Source organism: Marinobacter sp. B-21, assembly GCF_056857895.1.
On sequence record NZ_JBSXNZ010000090.1, the window covers coordinates 1 to 18422 of the forward strand.

The window sequence follows — 18422 nt, forward strand, 5'->3', positions numbered from 1 at the left end:
CGGTCAGAGCTGAAGCGCGCGCCGCCAATTCTTTGATCGCTGGATCAATTCTTAAATCCAGCCGCGCGCTTGTCTTTGACATGCGATATCCCTCTTTCAACGGGCTGGCCAATCGACCAAACCCTCTGTTTTAGTGTTTTCGGTTTTTGCTGTTTGACTGACAACTAACAATGTTAGCACGTACGGCAATTCACCGTACGTGTACTATCGGCCAGTCAAATCCGGATGTCAATTGGAAGGTCTACCAAGCTTCACTCAAACCTGACGTCTGCCTCACGGAGAGCCTCTCCGTGCCTAGGAGATGGCCGGCTTCGCTATTCCAAAGGTGCCCTTAGTATGCTTTAGTATTTTATACTACTAATATAGTATAATGTTTACTAAACATGACTATTGGCCGCCGAGACACTTTATGAATGCACATGTGGACTGGCACTTTCCCCGCCACGAGCTGACCGATCAGTTTCTGTCGACCTTCGCCAGCGGTGTCTCCAACACTCTGACGCTCTTTGCGCCCCGGCGCATGGGCAAGACGGAATTCATCCTCTTTGACCTTATCCCTGAAGCGCATGAGCAGGGGTACCGTCCCATCTATGTGAGCTTCTGGGACAACCCCAGGAACCCGGTTACCTGTCTCAAAAAAGGCCTTGAACGGGGTATCGGGGAAATGACCTGGCTGGAACGCCGGCGCTGGGCTAACTCCCACCTCGGGGCTCTTAAGCTAGGTGGAGAGGTCGGCATTGACGGGACAGTGAAGGCCTCCGCCGAGGTCTCCGGACAGAACATCCCGCCACAAGAGGATGACTTGAGCCAGCTTCGCAGCCGGTTCGAGACGTTACTCAGCGGAAAAAAGAAAATTCTACTGTGCCTGGATGAAGTCCAGCATCTTGCCACCGACCGGGCCTTCGAACCCCTGGTGTTTTTCCTTCGGACCCTGCTGGATGAAAACAGGGACAAGCTTTATGTCGTCTATACCGGATCTTCCCGGGACGGCCTGTATCGTCTGTTCAATCGCAGAAAGGCACCGCTGTTTCGCTCGTCCTCCCAGATCGACCTGCCAGAGCTGGGCTCGGGCTTTGTCAAGCACATGCTTGATGCTTTTGATCAGGCCACAGCCCGGACTCTGAGCTACAACAACGCCTTGAACGCCTTCCTTCTACTGAATCGGGTTCCACGGGACTTTCGAGCCGTCATCGAAGGCATGGTGCTCTCCGGCGAAACGGACATCACCTCCGCAACCGAGCGGTACCGGCAATTCACCAGTGATACGGATGAGTACGAGAAAACCTGGTCCCAGCTCAAGCCTATTGAGCAGGCCATCCTCGCTGTCATCGCCCAGGACATCGCCGGGCCCTACCATGAGGAGGCCCGTCGATTCATTGCCACCTGGCTGGGGATGACAGAGTCCAATGTGGCAACGCACACGATCCAGAATGCGTTGAATCGGCTGCGTGGCGAGTTCCTGGCGCCGGTCGAGAAAGGGGTCTGGGTATTCGAGGACATGGATTTCAAAGTTTGGGTTGCCGAGGCTTTCGCACAAGACCCCACTGAGCGCTAGGTCTACGGTCGTCGATACCGAGGCCAATTCTTTGCTCCTGGTCAAGAAGGCATTTTTCGAATTCCTCCTCGCTCATCCCTTCCTTGATTCGCCTCAAGACCTCGGCACTGACATTATTGTCAGAAAAAGTAGTATTTTTTCTGACAACTCTCAAGGTTTAACCAAGCAGCTTTCGGTAACTAACCACGGTGTTGGCGCAAATGTTCGGCGAAAGCCTGCAGTTGGGGCTCGGGCTGAAAAATACCAACCATCCCTGTTTGCCACGGCGGGACTTCAACGCCTAAGGCGCTTAGTCCAAATGCCCAGGCTCGCAGTGCAGACTGTGCTTCCTCGCAAGCACACTCCGTATCGACCTGCCGTTGTCGTGCGTACCACTGAGCAAAATTGTTTACGCCGGCCTGGGTCAGTTGCTCATCGGGACTAAGGGCTTCCACCATGCAGTAACGATGAAAACGGCGTATCCAGTAAAGATACTGAACAATCGTAGCCTGCTTGAGGCTGCGGTTATCCCGCCATACGTCTTGAACCTTGGCTAATCGAGTCTCAAAATCGGGTAACACCTGCTTGCTGTGCACCGTTCATCTCCGGCGGTTGCCTCAATGCTCCGGTGACAACATTAATGCCGATCGGTGGGCGGGTCTGCCCCAGAGTTGTGTTGGATGCATTGAAAGTGCTGGCCTCGTTCGGCGAACCCCAGGGGCGCTGGTAGCATTGGTAGAATCAAAGCTGTAAAGGTGGCTCAAGTCACGAAAACCAGCGCCTTCAACGAATCGATGGTCGTCACCGGGCGTCTACTCATACACAGATCGATCCACTGGCATCAAACGTCCGTCTTCCGGACATCAAATCCTTATCAGGCTTGTGCCCAAATAGAGAAACTGCTTAATAGCTGATCACTGCCGCAAAAGCCCATTAAGCCAGGAGATAGCCTCAGGATAACCCGAAGCGTCAAGAACGAACTCCTGACCTCTGGAAGCGCTCATCAGATGACAGTACTTTCCAGCCCTGGACCAGCGAGCCGGGTTGCTATGGAAACTCAATGTAAAACCAGAGCTATTGGGATAGAAAAAACCGGGCAAGCGCCAATGTGTTGGGGAAGTTACCCCTGGTGCGGTCAGCCTATACTGGTCATGCATTTGTCTGAATGTTCCCGCCCCCGGTAACCCAATATCCAGTCCATCCAGGCGCAAGGTTTCAGAAGCAAGATAAAGTGTGTTGCTTGCATCAATTTGACCGTGAAAGTGAGGGTGATAACGGGCCCAGGCCAACTCTTTTTCTGCTAATTGGTCAACCTTACGAATCTCTCCGATCTGGAGCCAGCCCCACAGGGCATGAAATGCGGGTGCCGACTTAATGAACCTCCAGTTCTCACCACTTTTCTCAACTGGTCTGAATAGTCCGAAAAACATGAAGACGTCACCCACGCCTACTTCTTGCTTACGCAAATGCCCTTGAGCACTACCCGACTGCCCAAGCAGAGGTCGCCAGTCAGTATGTCGCGGGTAAACATGATCAATGAGATCAGGATCGAGGTGAGCGTAATGCGCAATGCGTCGGGGATCGCCCGTTAAATCTGCAACGAGCTTACCGATATTTATACCCTGATAGTTCAGCTCTTGATAGGTAATGCGTGATTTCTTGTCCGGGATAGGTAGTGCGTAAAAGGAGTTGTCGGGAAATACCGGGCTGGGACATCCACCGGCGGATGAATCGAATCCTTTTCGGCTCAAGATCAGCTTCACCGTTGCGCTCCACAGGAAGACCTATTTGCAGTTAATTTGGACGGCCATTTATGTGGCGCTCCATTCCTATCAGGTGCAGTAGACAACGGCCTTCGTACCAACATGGTCTGGAGCCAGACTTGCACGCTTGGGTACTGCCTTCTCTAAAGATCTGCAGCGGGCACCAGGGACAACTGGTAACCCAGTGGCTGCACGGCCTTCTTGACAGATTCGAGCAGGACCCGGGGGTCGTCACGCTCAATATTCATAAGGGTGGTCTTCGACAGTCCACACAGCCGAGCGTAGTCTTCCAGCGTGATACCGACAAAGCGCTGGCGGATCTCACGCACTGCGGCCCCCACCGAGATCTTGCCCTGCTTCATGCGCTTTTCCAGATCAGCCTGGGCCGCCTCGCGCTCATCATCTTCAACCTTTGGTGGCATTCTGGGCATCATCGCCTCCCGCCTCGGTCTTCAGGGTCTCCAAGAACCTCTCCGGGCGCTCAAAGACGATGTTCTTATGTTCCAGGACCCGCCCGGGTGCACCCAGGTCCACCACCTTTTTCTTCAGGCCCGCCAGCTTTTCCAGCTCAGCAATGAATCGGGCCCGGGTGATGTCCGGGTTTTCGGCAAAGTCCCGGATGATCTTGTGGTAGTTCGGTTCATAGACCGAATGCTGGTATTCCTGCGGCCAGACTGTCGTCCGGGCAATGGCCTCCTTGTCCAGCACCATGGGCGCCAGGTCGTAAGCCGGGGACAGGCTGATCCGGCCGTCGCGCTTGATCAGGGCGGTATTGCGCCCGTGATTGTCGCTGTTGCCGAAGGTGTAGTTGATGACGTCGCGCACCAGGTACTCGCACAGGGTTGTATCGAACTCCGGTGGGTGCGTGATCGCCTCGCGCAGCCGGACTATAACATCAGGGTGTTCCATCCTGGCGCCGTCGCCAATCATCTTGTTGAGGCTGTACATCGACTCGACCCCGTACCGCCGGACCCCGCCCGGGGCTACCTCCCGATCAAATCGCGGCAGCCACAATGCCGGGACCCTGCCTTCTACCACATGGGCACCCCGAATAGTGTTTTGGCCCAGCTGATCTAAGGCCTCGTAGAAGATTCCCTCTGCTCGCAGGATGTCCTGATCCTCTGGCATCATCCGGCCCCGGGGAAACTTCACCAGCCAGTGATTGGCGATTTCCAGCTCCGGGAGGGTCCCCTCCAGGTAGAATCGACCGTCCCGGTCCTCGACGACCAGCAGCTTTGGCGCATCGCCGCCGGCGCCGGTGGCGCCACCGATGACCACACCCAGCTGATTGGCGTACTCCAGCAGGTACTCATCCCGATCGCTGATGTCATCCTGAGTGAACGAGATCACTTTGGTGTCTTTTACCTGCGCCTCGAAAGCCTCCGCGGCCTCCTTGATGCGCAGGTTGCCGATCGGTGCGATGCACCCTTCGCTGAGCAATTTGAAGTCAACGGACGGACCCGGATCCCCGGTCACGTCCCAATGACGGAGCAGATACCGTCGCCCGGCACCCTGGGGGATGATGTCCCGGAGTACCGGGGCAACCGGTTCCCGGGGGTACCTCTTCATCAGGTGTCCGGGGACATGGTGGCCAATGGCCCGCTCATCCCTGAACGACAGGCCTTCCTTCGCCGTGGTGACCGCATTCACATACTTGCCGTTGTAGGTGAACGCCATATCACCAGTGAGGCCGGTCTTGGGGTTCGGGAACCGGACGGTGCCGGCGTCGTGCCACTGATAGTTCCAGTAGACCTGTAGGGTCAGGATCTTTTGCTCGCTCTGCATAGCCATATCTAAATATCAGCATAGTAGACTTTACCATAGCTATTAACGACCTTAAATACCAGCATACTGATATATAATGCCGCTAAGCCGGTATCTATAGTCTATCGTGATGGTATATAGAACCAAACCGGAGACAGCTCGCGGAATAAATGCCGCTCAACGTTAACGGACACTGCAACTTCGGAGTTAAGATAGAGAAACGCCTGCTCAGCCATGGGCTCGCCCTGCCTCGTATTCTCTGAACGCCTCGCTCATCCAGGCCGGCATTCTTGAGGACCGAAGTTTAGTGCCTTACCGACAGCAGCACGCGACCCCAGCCGCAGGAAACGGCTGTTGGTCAAGGGCTCACCTTGGGGGAGTTTCGCAATCTGGTGCTGAACAAAGAAGAAATCCAGCACATTCACATCAAGGATGATGATGCTAGCTGGACAGTCCGAACGCTTCAGGCAAGCGTTTTAATGCCTTTTGGGCTTTCGCTCTCGGTTCCTTGCAGTCCATGGATTTTCTGGCCGCTCTCGGTTTATAGCGGCAATTTCCAGCCTTCCCTTTCTGCTTGTCTTGTCTCCAGCTCATAATGCAGATCATCCACAGTATTCCGTATGACCGGTTTGTCCGACCAAAACGCTCCTGGTATCAAATCATCCCGATCGACGCTCACATCCGCGGTTGTATCCAGGCTAGTTAAGCGCTTGTAGTTGGCGTACATGGAGGTTAGCGGTTAGCAGTTCCCAGCCAGCAGCCATCCTCTTACCGTGAGGTGCTCCTGCATTACCGCCAGCTCGGCTTCTCCCATGGCGACCACGACAGACTCCCAGTCCGTGCCTTTCGCCAACGCTTTGAGCCGAGTCATGGCTCTGGATTGACGACGGTGGGCATCGCGCTGACTGATTTCCTCGCGTAAGTCCTCGTCCTCGATGAGGCGCCCCCAGTCGGCGGGAATCAAGACCGTGCCTTTCCCGGTGCCTTACGCTCTGCATCCTTGACCAGGCATTCCCGTATGGCCGACTCTTCCCGCTCAAATGCCTCAAGGCTGCGGATATCGTTGACCAGATCGCGCTCATGCAGGATGGTTGGTCGCTTGTTGATGTGAATCGAATCGAACATGGTCTCGCAGATCATGCCCTTGAAGCTGGAAAGCAGCCGATTCTTGTTCAGGACGACATGGGTCAGGCGATCAATATGGCTCATCTTACTGTCAGGGCCACCCAGACCATAATCGCCCGCCAGCGCGACTCACGATCCGATCCGGTTCTTCTCCGTAGAAGGCAGGAATCAAATGCAAGATGGAGGTTTTTCCAGCTCCGTTGGTACCGCCAGCATGTGTCCGCTCTCTGCACTGGATCCGAACGGTGCGTCCAGTCCAGCAAACTTTTTGAACGAATGGTGCAGGACGATGTTCTCAAGTCCATAACTTTCAGCGGGTGATTCCATGCGGTTCTCCATACATCGGGGCGAAGTGACACGGCGGCCATTCCAGACAATCCAGAGGCCTGCCACTCCGTGATATGCTGCTGCCAAAGTTGTTCTCGTTCGCGGGTCATGCTGATTCCTCCTGGAGTTGAAGAGGGAATCAGTGTGTTCAATCTCAGGACTGGAATGTAGGTGCTGATTTAGTGGCGTGTATGGACTCCTCTAACAGCCCGGACCTGCAGACCGAATTGCTCATCTACCAGGCTTGGTACAACCGCTTGCGGCCACACCAGAATCTTGATGGCCTCACGCCAAAAGAAGTCTTCCGAGGCAAACGGCACAAGGATACCGAGCCTCTCTGGGCCAGCGCCTGGGATGGGGTGCTGACGGGGTATTATTTTCCGGATTGATGGATACAAGGCGCCATCTAACAGAATGAAACAGCAGACATAGACCGCGTTCGCATCGAACGAGGGTTATACCTGCCCGGAACACGAAAAGTCAGGCTGTTAAAGAGCGGAAGCCGTCAAAATCTGGCTGACATTGCCAACTTTTTAGGCTTACCTGGCCGAACCTTGACCAGAAATTGATCAAAATTCGGCCTTTCCCAACCGCTCCCATCATGCGAACGGTGTGAACGGGACTGTGGCTCAAACTGTCGATATTGGGCGCTCTCAGAGCAGGATATGATCAAATTCCTGCCGATCCCAACCACTCCAGTGGGAACGGGACAAAAATGCCCGCGAAGATGGCTCCGCAGGCTTGGGGGTTAGACCAGTGCGTCCAGTCCCTTCTTATCCACCAGGTTCAGCAGTTTCAACGAGGGACCGTTCGGCTTTTTGCCGCCAATCTCCCACTTCTGTACTGTGGAGAGGCTGGTATTCAGATAGGCGGCGAATACCGCCTGGCTGGCCCTGGCTTTCTGCCGGATGCGCTTGATCTGGGCAGGGGTGTAGACTTTCACCGGCGGCAGGCACAGGGCATCAAACTCGCGCAAGGTAACATCGCCCATCACACCGGCGTCGTGCAACTCTTTGGCACCTTCGTGGATGGTGTCCAGGATTGATTTATCCATCGCTAATGACCTCAATCAATGCGCCGCTTTTCACGGCTTTTCTCAACTCGGCCTTGCTGTAGTGCAGCAAGGTATCCGCATATAACTTTAGGGCCTTCAGTTCCTTGTCGCTGATATTGGCTCGCACGTTCTTGGCGAAGCCGTAGACAAAGAAGGCCTTGTCACCCGCCCGATAGGCCAGCAGGGTTCTGCCCCCCCCCCCCCCCGCTCTTACCCCCTCCTTGGGGGCCCACCTGCCGAAAGCCTTGTTCTTAAATACCTGCATTCCTCGTCCTTATTATTGACAGCAGGTATAGCACTTAGTGATACAACCGCAATCCCTTCTTTCAACTGTGTTGGCTGCTGTTGGGCAGGCGGCACAAGGATACTGAACCTCTTTGGACCAGGGCAGGCTTCCCAGCGCATGCCATTCCTTGCGGATCGCGTGGCTCGACAGGGAACACCAGGAGCGCTAGGTTATTTGCATTGAATAACACCTTTCAGACTAGGGATTCGGCTTGCCGGAGGTGGCTTTGCCAAAACTGGAGAAGAGAGGGCCATAACCCGGCCTGATCTGGAGAGTCTTAATGGAACAGATTGCCAACCTGCATATCGAAAAGCTGCCCGAAGGCGTCTATCTGGCGACGTCGGATGATATTCCCGGCCTGATCGCCCAAGGGCGTACCATTACCGAAACCCTCGAGATTGCCCGCGATGTCGCCAAGAAACTGCTGGAAGCGCAAGCGGAACGCCATCAGCAAGCCCACTTGGCCACCACCCAAGATCCCTTTGATTACCCACTGATCCTGGGCCTCTAACCTCTAATGGGTAGATTGGCAGGCTTCAAGTACCGGCAGATCATCAAGAAGCTCAAGAAATTGGGATTTGTATTTGACCGGTAAGCAGCCGGCTCCCATGAAATCTGGTATAACTCCAGCACCGACCGCTACACCACTATCCCCAGCCACCCCGGCGACATGCCAGAGGGCGCTGAAAGCCATTCTGAAACAGTCTGGCGTCGACGTGAACGAATTTTTGAACGCCTAATGACCAGGCCCCGCAACACGGGACCTTAGCCCACTCGACAACTTGACGTGCCACTGCGGCGGGTTAGCCTGCCCCTTTTCCGCAATCGAACTGTAAATGAACCTGTGGCGATCACACCATTAAATGGGGACCACGCCGTCGCCGCCATCTTCACACTGGAACTATGATTGAAACGGAAGATCTTGCCAGCGGCGCGGAGACCGATCACGCTGTCTGCTGAGTGTTCCTGTTTTCGGAAGCTGATGCCCCAAGTTCCTTAACCGCCGTTGCGGAGATCAACGAGCCCGCGAATTTGCACAAAAGAGTATCGGCGTTCTTTACCAGGCGGCCTGCCCTCTTTAAGGGGAGCGGACAAGACAGTAAAGGCCAGTTTTATCGCTGTCTGATGAAAAAAATGAGGTTGCCATGAAACCCAGATTCAGTCTGGTGGGCCGTTACACTTTTCTCTCGCTGACACTGATGGTTGGTTCGGTTGCGTTGCTCAGCGCGCTTTACGCCGCAGTCTCGGACTTGCTGACTGAGCGTCTCGCCGGGGAGCGCCTTGAGGCCCAGGTCGCCGGCAATGTCAATCGTTTAACCAATTTTATCGAGAACCGGATCTACCAGCTTGAAACCCTGTCCACCCACCCATCTACCCCCCTGTATCTTTCATACAACGATGCGGTGCCCGAGGGTGTCAAAGAACTGGTTCGGGTGGAGGCGGATTCACCGGACCTCTACGGCGTTCTGTTTTTCGACGGCAATGAGGAGCTGACTGATGTTATTCCGGGTCAGGCCGCTTCCGGCAGCCCCTACTGGAATCGTGAGAGCTGGTCACTGAAGGGCCTGCCCACCATCACTTTTGGCAGCAGTGAGATCATCGGCCCCCACCTGCCCGATGGCGATGGCCCCGCCTGGCTGTTAATCCGTCAGCCTTTGCGGAACAGTGCCAATCAGGCTATTGAGGGCTCCATTGGTCTGCATGTGCGGTTAGCGTCCCTCACCGAATTGATGCGCACCGAAAACCTGGCCGGCGTTCTGAAATCCTTTTTGCGCACCCCCGCAGGCGACCTGCTCGATGCCACCGGCAACCTGCAGACAACCGCGCCGGAGGCCCTGCGTACCGGGCCGGAAGTGCTGCCCGGCTGGCGTATTGATTACGTGGTTTCCGCGAGTGAAATCCTGAGCCCGTTGCGAGATGCCCAGCTCGGACTCTATGCTTTGGCCAGCGTAATGGTCCTGGGCACGGTGGCCTTATTCTGGGCACTGGCGAGGAGTCTGCGTCGGCGGGTTGCCCGGCTGACCGAAGGCGCCGAAGCCTTTGCCTCCGGTGACCTGAAATTTCGCCTGCAGGCACCAAAAAACGATAAGGATGAGATCGATGTGCTGGCACACGCCTTCAACGCCATGGCAGACCGCCTGCAAGAGATGATCCAGCGCACGGTTCAGGCGGAAAAACTCGCTGTGTTGGGGGAGTTCGCCACAGGGGTCGCCCATGAGGTGCGCAATCCGCTGGCCACCATCAAGCTGACGGTTCAGGCACTGGAAAAAGGTGAAACCGATGACCAGCGACGGGATCTGCTGATCTCCGTGGAGGATGAAATTGATCGCCTCAATCGCGTGGTCGGTAACTTGCTCGATTACGCCCGTCCGGTTGCTGGGGCACCTCAGCAAGTCGATATCAGGCGGGTATTCCGCCATACCTCCGTGCTCACCACCGGGCTGGCAGAAACCCATGAGGTGACGGTAAGCGCCAGCGGCGATGCACGGCAGTCCATTTACGCCAGCCCCGACCAAATCATCCAGTGCCTGGTGAACCTGGTAGCCAATGCCATTCAGGCCTGCGAACCTGGGGGCGTCGTTCAGCTGCGGGCATTCCGCCACGGGGATCGGATCACCATGGATATCAACGATAATGGCTGCGGCATGCATGAAAGCGTCCTGCAACGGGTCACAGAACCCTTCTTCACAACTCGGCAGGAAGGTACCGGCCTCGGACTGAGCATCACTCGCCAATTGATTGAGCTTAATGAGGGTGATTTGCTGATCCAGAGCACCGAGGGAGAGGGCACCACGGTTTCCGTCACCCTGCCGGCAGCAAACAGTGATAACCTTTTACTACAGCAGAAAACACAAAAACAACGACCCACCGACAACCAACATGCGCTCACAGATTCTGATCGTTGATGACGAAAAACGTTTTGTCCGTTCACTCACCTTCGCCCTGAACCAGGCCGGCATCCAAAGCCAGTGCGCCTATACCGGTGAAGCGGGCCTGGCAGCTCTGGAAGAAAATCCGCCGGACTTGATGCTGCTCGATTTGCGGCTTCCGGAAATGAGCGGCATGGATGTCCTGTACGAAGCGGTCCGACTGTATCCTGAACTACCTGTGGTCATGATATCCGCCCATGGCGATACCCGGGCAGCGGTACAGGCAGTAAAGGCCGGCGCTACCGACTACCTCACCAAACCCTTTGCACTTGACGAACTACTTCACCTGATCCAGAACATCACTGAGCGCACCCGCATGCAGGAAGAGCTCACCTACCATCGCACCCGGGGGGCCTCCTCGTCGGGCCTGGTAGGCTCAAGTGAGGCCATGACCCATCTTTGGCAGACGATCCAGCGCGTCGCCGGCAGCAGTGCAGGCAGAATTCTGTTGCTGGGCGAGTCTGGCACCGGCAAGGCCGTCGTGGCCCGGGCCATCCATGAGCAAAGCACGCGATCCTCCGAAGCCTTTGTTGAGATCAACTGCGCCGCACTGCCAGAACAGCTCATCGAAGCGGAACTGTTTGGCGCTGAAAAAGGGGCCTACACCGGCGCTCACCAAAAGCGCTCGGGCTTGGTGGCTATGGCCCACCGGGGCACCCTGTTTCTGGATGAAATCGGAGAATTGCCTCTCCCATTACAGGCAAAGTTTCTACACTTTCTGGAAAACGGTGACTACCGGCCGGTTGGCGGCGGCAGCAACCATATCGCAGATGTACGGGTCATTGCGGCCACCAATCGATCCCTTGAAGATGAAGTCCGCCAGGGCCACTTCCGGGAGGATCTCTATTTCCGGCTGAATGTCATTGCAATGACGATCCCGCCACTTCGCGAGCGAGGCGAAGACCTTCGTGAATTGCTGGACGCCTTCATTGACTCACAGGCCCGGGAAGAAAGTTGCCGTCCTATCAAGATACCCCTGGAGGCCCTGAATTTAATGCTGGCCTATAGCTGGCCGGGCAATGTTCGTGAGTTACGCAATCTGGTGGAGCGCCTGACCATTCTCTACCCCGGCCAGTTGATCCGGCCGCAGCACCTCCCCGCCGAATTCCACGCAGCCAGCGCGCCTAAGGGAGACAACAAGCAGTTGAGGGAATCCTCCCTTGACCAGCACCTTCAGCGTGCGGAGCGTCAGCTGGTGCTGGAGGCCCTGGAAAAAACCGACGGCCACAAGGGTAAGGCGGCCGAACAGCTGGGGCTTTCCCGGCATGCCTTCAAACGCCGCCTGCAACGCCTGGGGATTACCTGAGCAATTGAGCGAAAAGCGCTCACTCCAGCCGCCCGATCTGAGCGCTTTGCGCTCACAATGCCGCCTGGTGTAGCGACAGGGAAGCCTCATTCGACTTGCGTCCGGCCTGAAAGCGTCTTTCACGTACATTGGCACCCGTTTTGCCTTTTGTCCTGCCAGTTGGTTCACAATAAAAACACATAACCACACGCCGGATACGTTCGGCCCGGGAGGCTGAGTTGCCGGGACTGCTGGCCCGCTTACGCCAAGCTCCATTCATTGATTGCACAACGACCTGCCTGGGTAGCTTGCCAGTCTATACGGGTTTGGCTGCCGTTATACTGCTCGGCGTGAGCTCGAGCCAGGCCGCAGTCCGGGTGCCGGCCACACCACCAGTGGGGCGGGTCGAGTTAGGTGCCGCTATACATGCAGCCGATGCTACGGTCGCCTGCATGTATCCCATGACCGGTCGCTCCGCCAGCTATGGCCGGGACAGCATTGTCGCCATAAAACTCGCCCTTGAAGAACTCAGCGCTGATCCTGCTGCGCCCAGGCTGCGGGTGATCGTCGACGACTCCCGCTCCAAGTCTTCCTTTGCCGTTCGCATGGCGGAAGACTTTATTCGCCAGGATAACGCCAACATCCTCTGCGGCATGGTTAGTTCGGGTGTGGGCATGGCCGTCAGCCGTCTGGCGAAACAACGAAAAATCATTCTGATCGGCACCGACCACGCCTCCTCAAGAGCAACTCTTGAGGAGGGCCACGAATACTACTTCCGGGTCTCCAGCGACACCTGGTATTCCCATGCCGCTGGCGCCCGTTACCTGCAAGAACTGCAAAAGAAAACCGGTTGGAAGAAGCTGGCTTTTCTGGGTCCGGATTATGAGTACGGCCGGGTCGCCTGGCGCGACCTGCAGCAGGCGCTGGAACTGCTCGGGGTGGACTATGAGGTGACAGGTACATACTGGCCCAAGCTCTATGAGCCGGACTACTCACTTTACATCCAGGCTCTGCTTGAGTCACAACCGGATGTACTCGTGGTGTCTCTGTGGGGTGGCGATTTTACGGCCTTTATCGCTCAGGCCCGCACAACACGACTGTTCCCGCAGATGCGCGTGGCCAACTTTGATGCCGGCGGCGACTACGAAACCCTGGTCAGTCTGGGCCCGGAAGCCCCAGAAGGGCTCATTCTGTCCGCCCGACACCACGTGAACTGGCCCGACACCAAACTGAACCGCCAATTCGTCAACCGGTTCCACGCCCTGTCGGGACGCTATCCCAGTTACTCCGCGCAAGGGGCCTACGCAGGCATGCTCATCATAGCCAGCGCGATTCGCCAGGCCGGCAAGGTCACCGACACAGACGCCATGATTGCGGCACTGGAGGGATTGCACATTCGTCTGCCCAAGGATCCCGACGGTTATGTCTCCTATATTGACCCGGACACTCACCAAATCGTCCAGGCACAAGCCGTCGGCATACCGGTACCCAACACACAATATCCGCCAGCCCGGGTCATGCTGGGCAACTGGCACATTTACGATGCTGAATCCCTGAAACCGTCCCCCGCTCTCGTCAAGAAGCGACGCGGTGAATCCGGCAACTGACCTCTGGTCAGCTGCTTTTTCACAAAAACAATGAAGGAGAAGACAATGGGACACTCCCTGCAACCCAAACCATGGCAGCGGAAGCTCCTGGGCACCGCCACCTCGCTGGCCATAGCCTCTGTCGGTGTCATGGGCTTCGCGGGCTCCGCCAGCGCCCAGGAAGGCACCTTCAAGGTCGGACTTGTGACGTTCCTGTCCGGCGGTGCGTCCGGTCCATTCGGGGTCCCGGCGGCGCAGGCCGCTGAGACAGTGATCAAGGCAATTAACGAGGGCACCCTGCCGGCGCCTTACAACACCAAGGGTATCAACGGACTGCAGCTGGAGTCGGTCGTCATCGACGAAGCCGGTGGCCCCACCAAACAGGTTGAGGAATACCGGAACCTCGTCCAGCGTCAGAACGTTGATGCGGTGATCGGCTATATCTCCAGTGGTGATTGCCTGGCGGTCAGCCCGGCCGCCGAAGAACTGAAGACGTTCACCATCGCCTTTGACTGCGGCACGCCGCGCCTTTTCCCGGAACTGGACAACCCGCAGTACTTTTTCCGGACCGGCCTTGATGCCACCGCGGATAACGTTGGCGCCGCCCACTACCTGAAAGAAACCCGCCCGGACATCACGCGTGTGGCCGGTATCCAGCAGAACTACGCCTGGGGTCAGGATTCCTGGAATGACTTCCAGGAATCCATGAAGCAGTTGATGCCAGATACCGAGTTTGTGGATAACCAGACGCCCCAGATTTTCCAGGGCAGTTACGGCACTGAAATTTCCGCCCTCCAGACCCGCCGTCCTGAAATCATTCATTCCAGTATGTGGGGTGGCGACATGGAGGCGTTCGTAGCACAGGCCAATGTGCGCGGCCTTCTCGAACAGGCAACCGCTGTGCTGACTACTGGCGAATCCGGTTTTAACCGGTTTAAAAACCAGGCACCTAACGGCACTGTCATCGGTGGCCGTGGCCCCTTCGGTGCCTTCATGCCAGACAACGACCTGAGTGAATGGTTCTCGAAAGCCTATGAAGCGGAGCACGGTGTACCGCCCAGCTATCCTTCGTCGAAGATGGCCCAGGCGCTGCTGGCACTGAAGTACGCAGCTGACAATTCCGGGGCCAAGGGCAAGCCGTCGGATGAGCAGCTTGCGTCTACTCTTAAAAGCGCAACCTTCGAATCCGTGAGTGGCACGGTTCGTATGGCACTGGCCAATGGCCATCAGGCGTTGCAACCGATGTACTACGGCGAGTACTACTATTCACCGGATTCCGGACCGGAGCTGCGTAACGTTCGCTCCTATGCCGGTGAGTGTGTCTCTCCGCCCGATAATCACAATGCCCAGGAGTGGATCAAGGCAGGCTTCCCTGGAGCCAGGTGCGACTGATCCATCACTCTGGTTCCGGTGACTCTTGTGAGGTACCGGAACCCTTCCAACAGGAGTAGACGCAGATGTTAACCATCTGGGCGATTCTGATAGACGGCCTTATCTACGCGTCCTGGCTGTTTCTTGTTGCAGCCGGGCTGACCGTCATTTATGGCGTTATGCGAATCCTGAACATGGCGCACGGCAGCCTCTACGCTCTCGGGGCATACGCGGCGGCTTCATCCATAGGCTGGTATTACGCCAGTGGTGGGGATCAACTGTGGATTGCCTTCGCGCTCCTTGCCGGTTGTGCCATCGCCATCGGAGCAGTGGCCGGCCTCATCATGGAGCGGGGAATCCTCCGACTGATGTATGGGCGTGACGAAGTACTGATGCTGATCGTTACCTTTGCCCTGCTGTTAATCCTGGAAGACCTTATGAAGCTCGTCTGGGGAACGACACCCTATTTCGCCTATCAGCCTTACACCGCCCTGGGCCGCTTCAATATTGGCGTGCTGACGGTATCCGGCTATCAGATCATGGTGATCGGCGTATCCGTGGTTGTTGGCGCCATCATGTGGTTCTGGCTGGAGCGTACGCGTACCGGGAAGATTCTGCGCTCCATTATTCACGATCGCGAAGTGTCCGAGGCCATGGGAGTGAATGTCCGCCGCATGTTTACCATGACCTTCGTAATCGGTGCAGGCCTCGGCGCGATTGCCGGTGGCTTTACCGCACCCATTATTTCGGTGGTTCCCGGCATCGGCGTTGAGGTCATTGTCGTGGCCTTCGCGGTCGTCGTTACCGGTGGGCTGGGCAGCATTACCGGTGCCGCCATCGGGGCACTGATCGTCGGCCTGGCCCGGGCGGCCTCGATCCATACCATGCCGCAACTGGAACTGTTCATCATTTATGCCGTGATGGCTGCGGTACTGATCTTCCGTCCCCACGGACTGTTTGGTCAGGCCACGGCGAGGAAAATATGATGCGCCTGCAAAAAACAGAAATGTTGCTGATGGTGGCGGCCCTGTTGCTTGGGCTGTCATCGTTCATCAGCCCCGACTGGATGGTCTTCACATCGACCCTGGCGATTGCCGCCGCCCTCGTCGTCATGGGTGTGGTCATGCTAATGCGGGCAGGCCTGATTTCCTTTGGCCAGGGGCTGTTTTACTGCATGGGTGGATATGCGGTCGGTCTCGGTGGACGCTTCCTCGGTGTGACCGATGCGCTGGCCCTCATTGGCATGGGCATCATCGCAACAGTTGCCCTGGCCATGGTGTTGGGGCTTTTGTTGACGCGATACCGGGAAATCTTTTTCGCCATGCTCACGCTGGCTTTTTCCATGATTCTCTACGGTGTCCTCGTGAAGAGCCAGGGGCTCGGCAGCACGGACGGCTTTGGCGTGGTGAAGTGGTCAATCCTGGGTTATCAGCCCGGCCAGGGCCTGGAAAACGCCACGACCCTCTGGCTGGCGGTCGTCCTGGCTCTTGCTGCGGCACTGTTCCTGAACCGCTACTTCCAGTCCAGTATCGGGCTGGCTTGCGAGGCGATCCGTGAGAATGAGGTGCGCGTTGAATACATGGGTATCTCGCGGCGCCAGGTGCTGTACATCAATTACATCATTGCTGCAGCCCTGGGGTCCGTTGGCGGTTCACTGACGGCCCTGACGGCCGGGCATGTCGACCCCACCATGGCTTACTGGACGATTTCCGGTGAGTTTGTGTTCATTGCACTGCTTGGCGGGACGGGCCACGTTGCCGCGCCGTTTATTGCCGCGTTCATTTTTATCCTGGTGAGGACCTACGCGGTCGAGCTGTTTCCCAACTCCTGGCAACTCATTCTTGGCATAGTTCTGCTACTGATTATCCTATTCCTGCCCAAAGGTATCTGGAGCCTGTTCACCCGTAAGCGGAGCGCTGCAGCATGACCGACATACTGAAGACGGAAAGCCTGTCCCGCTATTTTGGGGCCGTGGTTGCCGCAGAGGATATCAACGTCACCATCACGGACGGGGAAATCGTCGGGGTCATCGGCTCGAACGGGGCGGGTAAGACCACCTTTATCAATATGGTCACCGGTTATCTGCCGCCCTCCTCCGGTGTCATCAACTTTGATGGCCAGCCCATCAGGAATCTCGGCCCCCGGAAACTTATGCGCCGTGGTCTGGCTCGCTCGTTCCAGGTTCCACAACTTTTCCTGGAACTTTCCGTTCTGGACAATCTCGCGATCGCCCTGTCCGCCGCTGAAGGCCGGCAACTGAACATGACGCGCCCAGTGCGCACGCCGGAACGTATTTCGGCAGCGGACGAGATTCTGGAGCAGATGAATATCACTCAGTACCGGGATGGAATGGTCACGGCCATGCCCCAGGGTGCCCGAAAACTGCTGGATATTGCGATTGCCATGCTGGGTGAGCCGAAGATGCTGCTGCTGGATGAGCCCACCAGCGGCGTCAGCACGGAAGAGAAGTACACTCTAATGGACACCGTAATGGAGGTGGTTCGCCGGCGGGGCCTGACCGTGCTTTTTGTCGAGCACGACATGGAGATTGTCCAACGCTATGTTACCCGGGTTCTGGCCTTCGCCAGCGGCGTTGTCATCAAGGATGGAGCCGTCGACGAGGTCCTTGCGGATGAACAGGTCCAGGAGTTGGTGACCGGTAAACGCCACCAGCCACAAACCGAGCAGGGAGACGTCTGACATGAGTCTTAACATCACCCACCTTGACGTCTCGATCGAGAAAATCGGTATTCTGCGGGATATAAACCTGACCATTCCCGGCGGGGAGATGGCGAGTCTGATCGGCCATAACGGTGCCGGCAAGACGACGCTGATCAAGGCCATCATGGGCCTGCTGCCGGCGACCGCCGGCAAGATCGAGTTCAAGGGAGAGAACCTGACCCGCTATGCGTCCTATAACCGTGCCAGTATGGGCATCAGCTATATGCCGGAGGACCGCCGCCTGATCCCGGAACTGACCGTTACCGAAAATATGCTGATGCCGGCCTGGGCGAACAAAATCAAAGACGGTGAAGAGCGACTGAAGTGGATTTATTCCCTGATGCCGGAGATCGCCGATTTCGGAGAGCGCAAGGCCCTGCAGCTCTCCGGTGGTCAACAAAAACTAGTCGCCCTGGGCCGCGCCCTGATACCGGGTCGGGAGCTGATCCTGCTGGACGAGCCATTCGAAGGCGTGGCGCCGGTACTGGCCAAGCGACTGACGTCTGTCATTGCAGACCTGCGCGGGGAAGGCCTGACGGTATTGATCGCAGAGTCGGACGACACCCACTCTGCGGATCTGGTAGACGCCACCTGGCGCATCGAACGCGGCTCCGTTTCGGCGGGTCGTGAACACGCATCGGCGTCAGTGGACTGAGCCCGAACAACGATTGACCGA

21 protein-coding genes are annotated in these 18422 nt (G+C 56.8%); 11 read left to right on the forward strand and 10 right to left on the reverse strand.

Translation table 11 applies throughout. The features are described from left to right. Positions 1-409: 409 nt before the first annotated feature. Complete coding sequence (locus AC13C0_RS20985; RefSeq protein WP_117619313.1) at positions 410-1555, forward strand: ATP-binding protein; 1146 nt, start codon at positions 410-412, stop codon at positions 1553-1555. 179 nt (positions 1556-1734) lie between these two features. Here the strand turns inward: AC13C0_RS20985 and AC13C0_RS20990 are convergent, their stop codons facing one another. From AC13C0_RS20990 to AC13C0_RS21025, 8 genes are all read right to left on the reverse strand, one after another. After that, complete coding sequence (locus tag AC13C0_RS20990; RefSeq protein ID WP_227539312.1) at positions 1735-2130, reverse strand: phage integrase N-terminal SAM-like domain-containing protein; 396 nt, start codon at positions 2128-2130, stop codon at positions 1735-1737. Positions 2131-2448: 318 nt separating this feature from the next. Then, the gene (locus tag AC13C0_RS20995; RefSeq protein ID WP_117619312.1) at positions 2449-3297 is read right to left on the reverse strand and encodes an Nmad3 family putative nucleotide modification protein; all 849 of its coding nucleotides are present in this window, start codon (positions 3295-3297) and stop codon (positions 2449-2451) included. 143 nt (positions 3298-3440) lie between these two features. Continuing rightward, positions 3441-3719, reverse strand: a complete 279-nt coding sequence (locus tag AC13C0_RS21000; protein WP_341581238.1) for a helix-turn-helix domain-containing protein — start codon at positions 3717-3719, stop codon at positions 3441-3443. Then, positions 3703-5088: a type II toxin-antitoxin system HipA family toxin gene (locus tag AC13C0_RS21005; protein WP_117619310.1), complete on the reverse strand. Its 1386-nt coding sequence runs from the start codon at positions 5086-5088 to the stop codon at positions 3703-3705. The genes AC13C0_RS21000 and AC13C0_RS21005 overlap by 17 nt, the downstream gene beginning before the upstream one ends. Before the next feature lie 712 nt (positions 5089-5800). Continuing rightward, the gene (locus AC13C0_RS21010) at positions 5801-6025 is read right to left on the reverse strand and encodes a DUF7281 domain-containing protein (RefSeq protein ID WP_117619309.1); all 225 of its coding nucleotides are present in this window, start codon (positions 6023-6025) and stop codon (positions 5801-5803) included. Then, positions 6022-6270 (reverse strand): hypothetical protein, encoded by a 249-nt coding sequence (locus AC13C0_RS21015; protein ID WP_227539311.1) that lies wholly within the window; start codon positions 6268-6270, stop codon positions 6022-6024. The genes AC13C0_RS21010 and AC13C0_RS21015 overlap by 4 nt, the downstream gene beginning before the upstream one ends. A gap of 7 nt (positions 6271-6277) precedes the next feature. Next, positions 6278-6424, reverse strand: a complete 147-nt coding sequence (locus AC13C0_RS21020) for an ATP-binding protein (RefSeq protein WP_341582816.1) — start codon at positions 6422-6424, stop codon at positions 6278-6280. Further along, on the reverse strand, positions 6355-6513 hold the full coding sequence (locus AC13C0_RS21025) for a hypothetical protein (protein ID WP_341581237.1): 159 nt from the start codon (positions 6511-6513) through the stop codon (positions 6355-6357). Before AC13C0_RS21025 ends, AC13C0_RS21020 begins: the two co-directional genes overlap by 70 nt. Before the next feature lie 191 nt (positions 6514-6704). Here AC13C0_RS21025 and AC13C0_RS21030 point away from each other — a divergent pair, with 191 nt between their 5' ends. Then, the gene (locus AC13C0_RS21030; protein WP_117619308.1) at positions 6705-6902 is read left to right on the forward strand and encodes a hypothetical protein; all 198 of its coding nucleotides are present in this window, start codon (positions 6705-6707) and stop codon (positions 6900-6902) included. A gap of 359 nt (positions 6903-7261) precedes the next feature. Here the strand turns inward: AC13C0_RS21030 and AC13C0_RS21035 are convergent, their stop codons facing one another. Then, on the reverse strand, positions 7262-7567 hold the full coding sequence (locus AC13C0_RS21035) for a helix-turn-helix domain-containing protein (protein WP_117619307.1): 306 nt from the start codon (positions 7565-7567) through the stop codon (positions 7262-7264). Then, on the reverse strand, positions 7560-7832 hold the full coding sequence (locus AC13C0_RS21040) for a type II toxin-antitoxin system RelE/ParE family toxin (protein ID WP_482954932.1): 273 nt from the start codon (positions 7830-7832) through the stop codon (positions 7560-7562). The genes AC13C0_RS21035 and AC13C0_RS21040 overlap by 8 nt, the downstream gene beginning before the upstream one ends. Before the next feature lie 301 nt (positions 7833-8133). On the opposite strand from AC13C0_RS21040, the gene AC13C0_RS21045 reads away from it, so the two are divergent. The 9 genes from AC13C0_RS21045 to AC13C0_RS21085 all read left to right on the forward strand — a co-directional run bounded on the left by AC13C0_RS21045 (position 8134) and on the right by AC13C0_RS21085 (position 18401). Beyond that, positions 8134-8364, forward strand: a complete 231-nt coding sequence (locus AC13C0_RS21045) for a type II toxin-antitoxin system HicB family antitoxin (protein WP_117619306.1) — start codon at positions 8134-8136, stop codon at positions 8362-8364. Positions 8365-8998: 634 nt separating this feature from the next. Further along, a complete protein-coding gene (locus AC13C0_RS21050) occupies positions 8999-10759 on the forward strand; it encodes a sensor histidine kinase (RefSeq protein ID WP_117619305.1) in 1761 nt (586 codons plus the stop codon). Then, the gene (locus AC13C0_RS21055) at positions 10734-12089 is read left to right on the forward strand and encodes a sigma-54-dependent transcriptional regulator (protein ID WP_117619304.1); all 1356 of its coding nucleotides are present in this window, start codon (positions 10734-10736) and stop codon (positions 12087-12089) included. Before AC13C0_RS21050 ends, AC13C0_RS21055 begins: the two co-directional genes overlap by 26 nt. A gap of 431 nt (positions 12090-12520) precedes the next feature. Further along, positions 12521-13675, forward strand: coding sequence for an ABC transporter substrate-binding protein (locus tag AC13C0_RS21060; protein WP_117619303.1), 1155 nt, complete (start codon positions 12521-12523; stop codon positions 13673-13675). A gap of 45 nt (positions 13676-13720) precedes the next feature. Then, positions 13721-15046 (forward strand): ABC transporter substrate-binding protein, encoded by a 1326-nt coding sequence (locus tag AC13C0_RS21065; protein WP_482954933.1) that lies wholly within the window; start codon positions 13721-13723, stop codon positions 15044-15046. 65 nt (positions 15047-15111) lie between these two features. Then, positions 15112-16011 (forward strand): branched-chain amino acid ABC transporter permease, encoded by a 900-nt coding sequence (locus AC13C0_RS21070; RefSeq protein ID WP_117619302.1) that lies wholly within the window; start codon positions 15112-15114, stop codon positions 16009-16011. Further along, positions 16011-16952: a branched-chain amino acid ABC transporter permease gene (locus AC13C0_RS21075; RefSeq protein ID WP_482954934.1), complete on the forward strand. Its 942-nt coding sequence runs from the start codon at positions 16011-16013 to the stop codon at positions 16950-16952. The genes AC13C0_RS21070 and AC13C0_RS21075 overlap by 1 nt, the downstream gene beginning before the upstream one ends. Then, positions 16949-17725 carry an ABC transporter ATP-binding protein gene (locus AC13C0_RS21080; RefSeq protein WP_117619300.1) on the forward strand — a complete coding sequence of 259 codons (777 nt, stop codon included), beginning with the start codon at positions 16949-16951 and terminating at the stop codon, positions 17723-17725. Before AC13C0_RS21075 ends, AC13C0_RS21080 begins: the two co-directional genes overlap by 4 nt. A 1-nt stretch (position 17726) precedes the next feature. After that, complete coding sequence (locus AC13C0_RS21085) at positions 17727-18401, forward strand: ATP-binding cassette domain-containing protein (RefSeq protein WP_117619299.1); 675 nt, start codon at positions 17727-17729, stop codon at positions 18399-18401. Positions 18402-18422 lie beyond the last annotated feature (21 nt).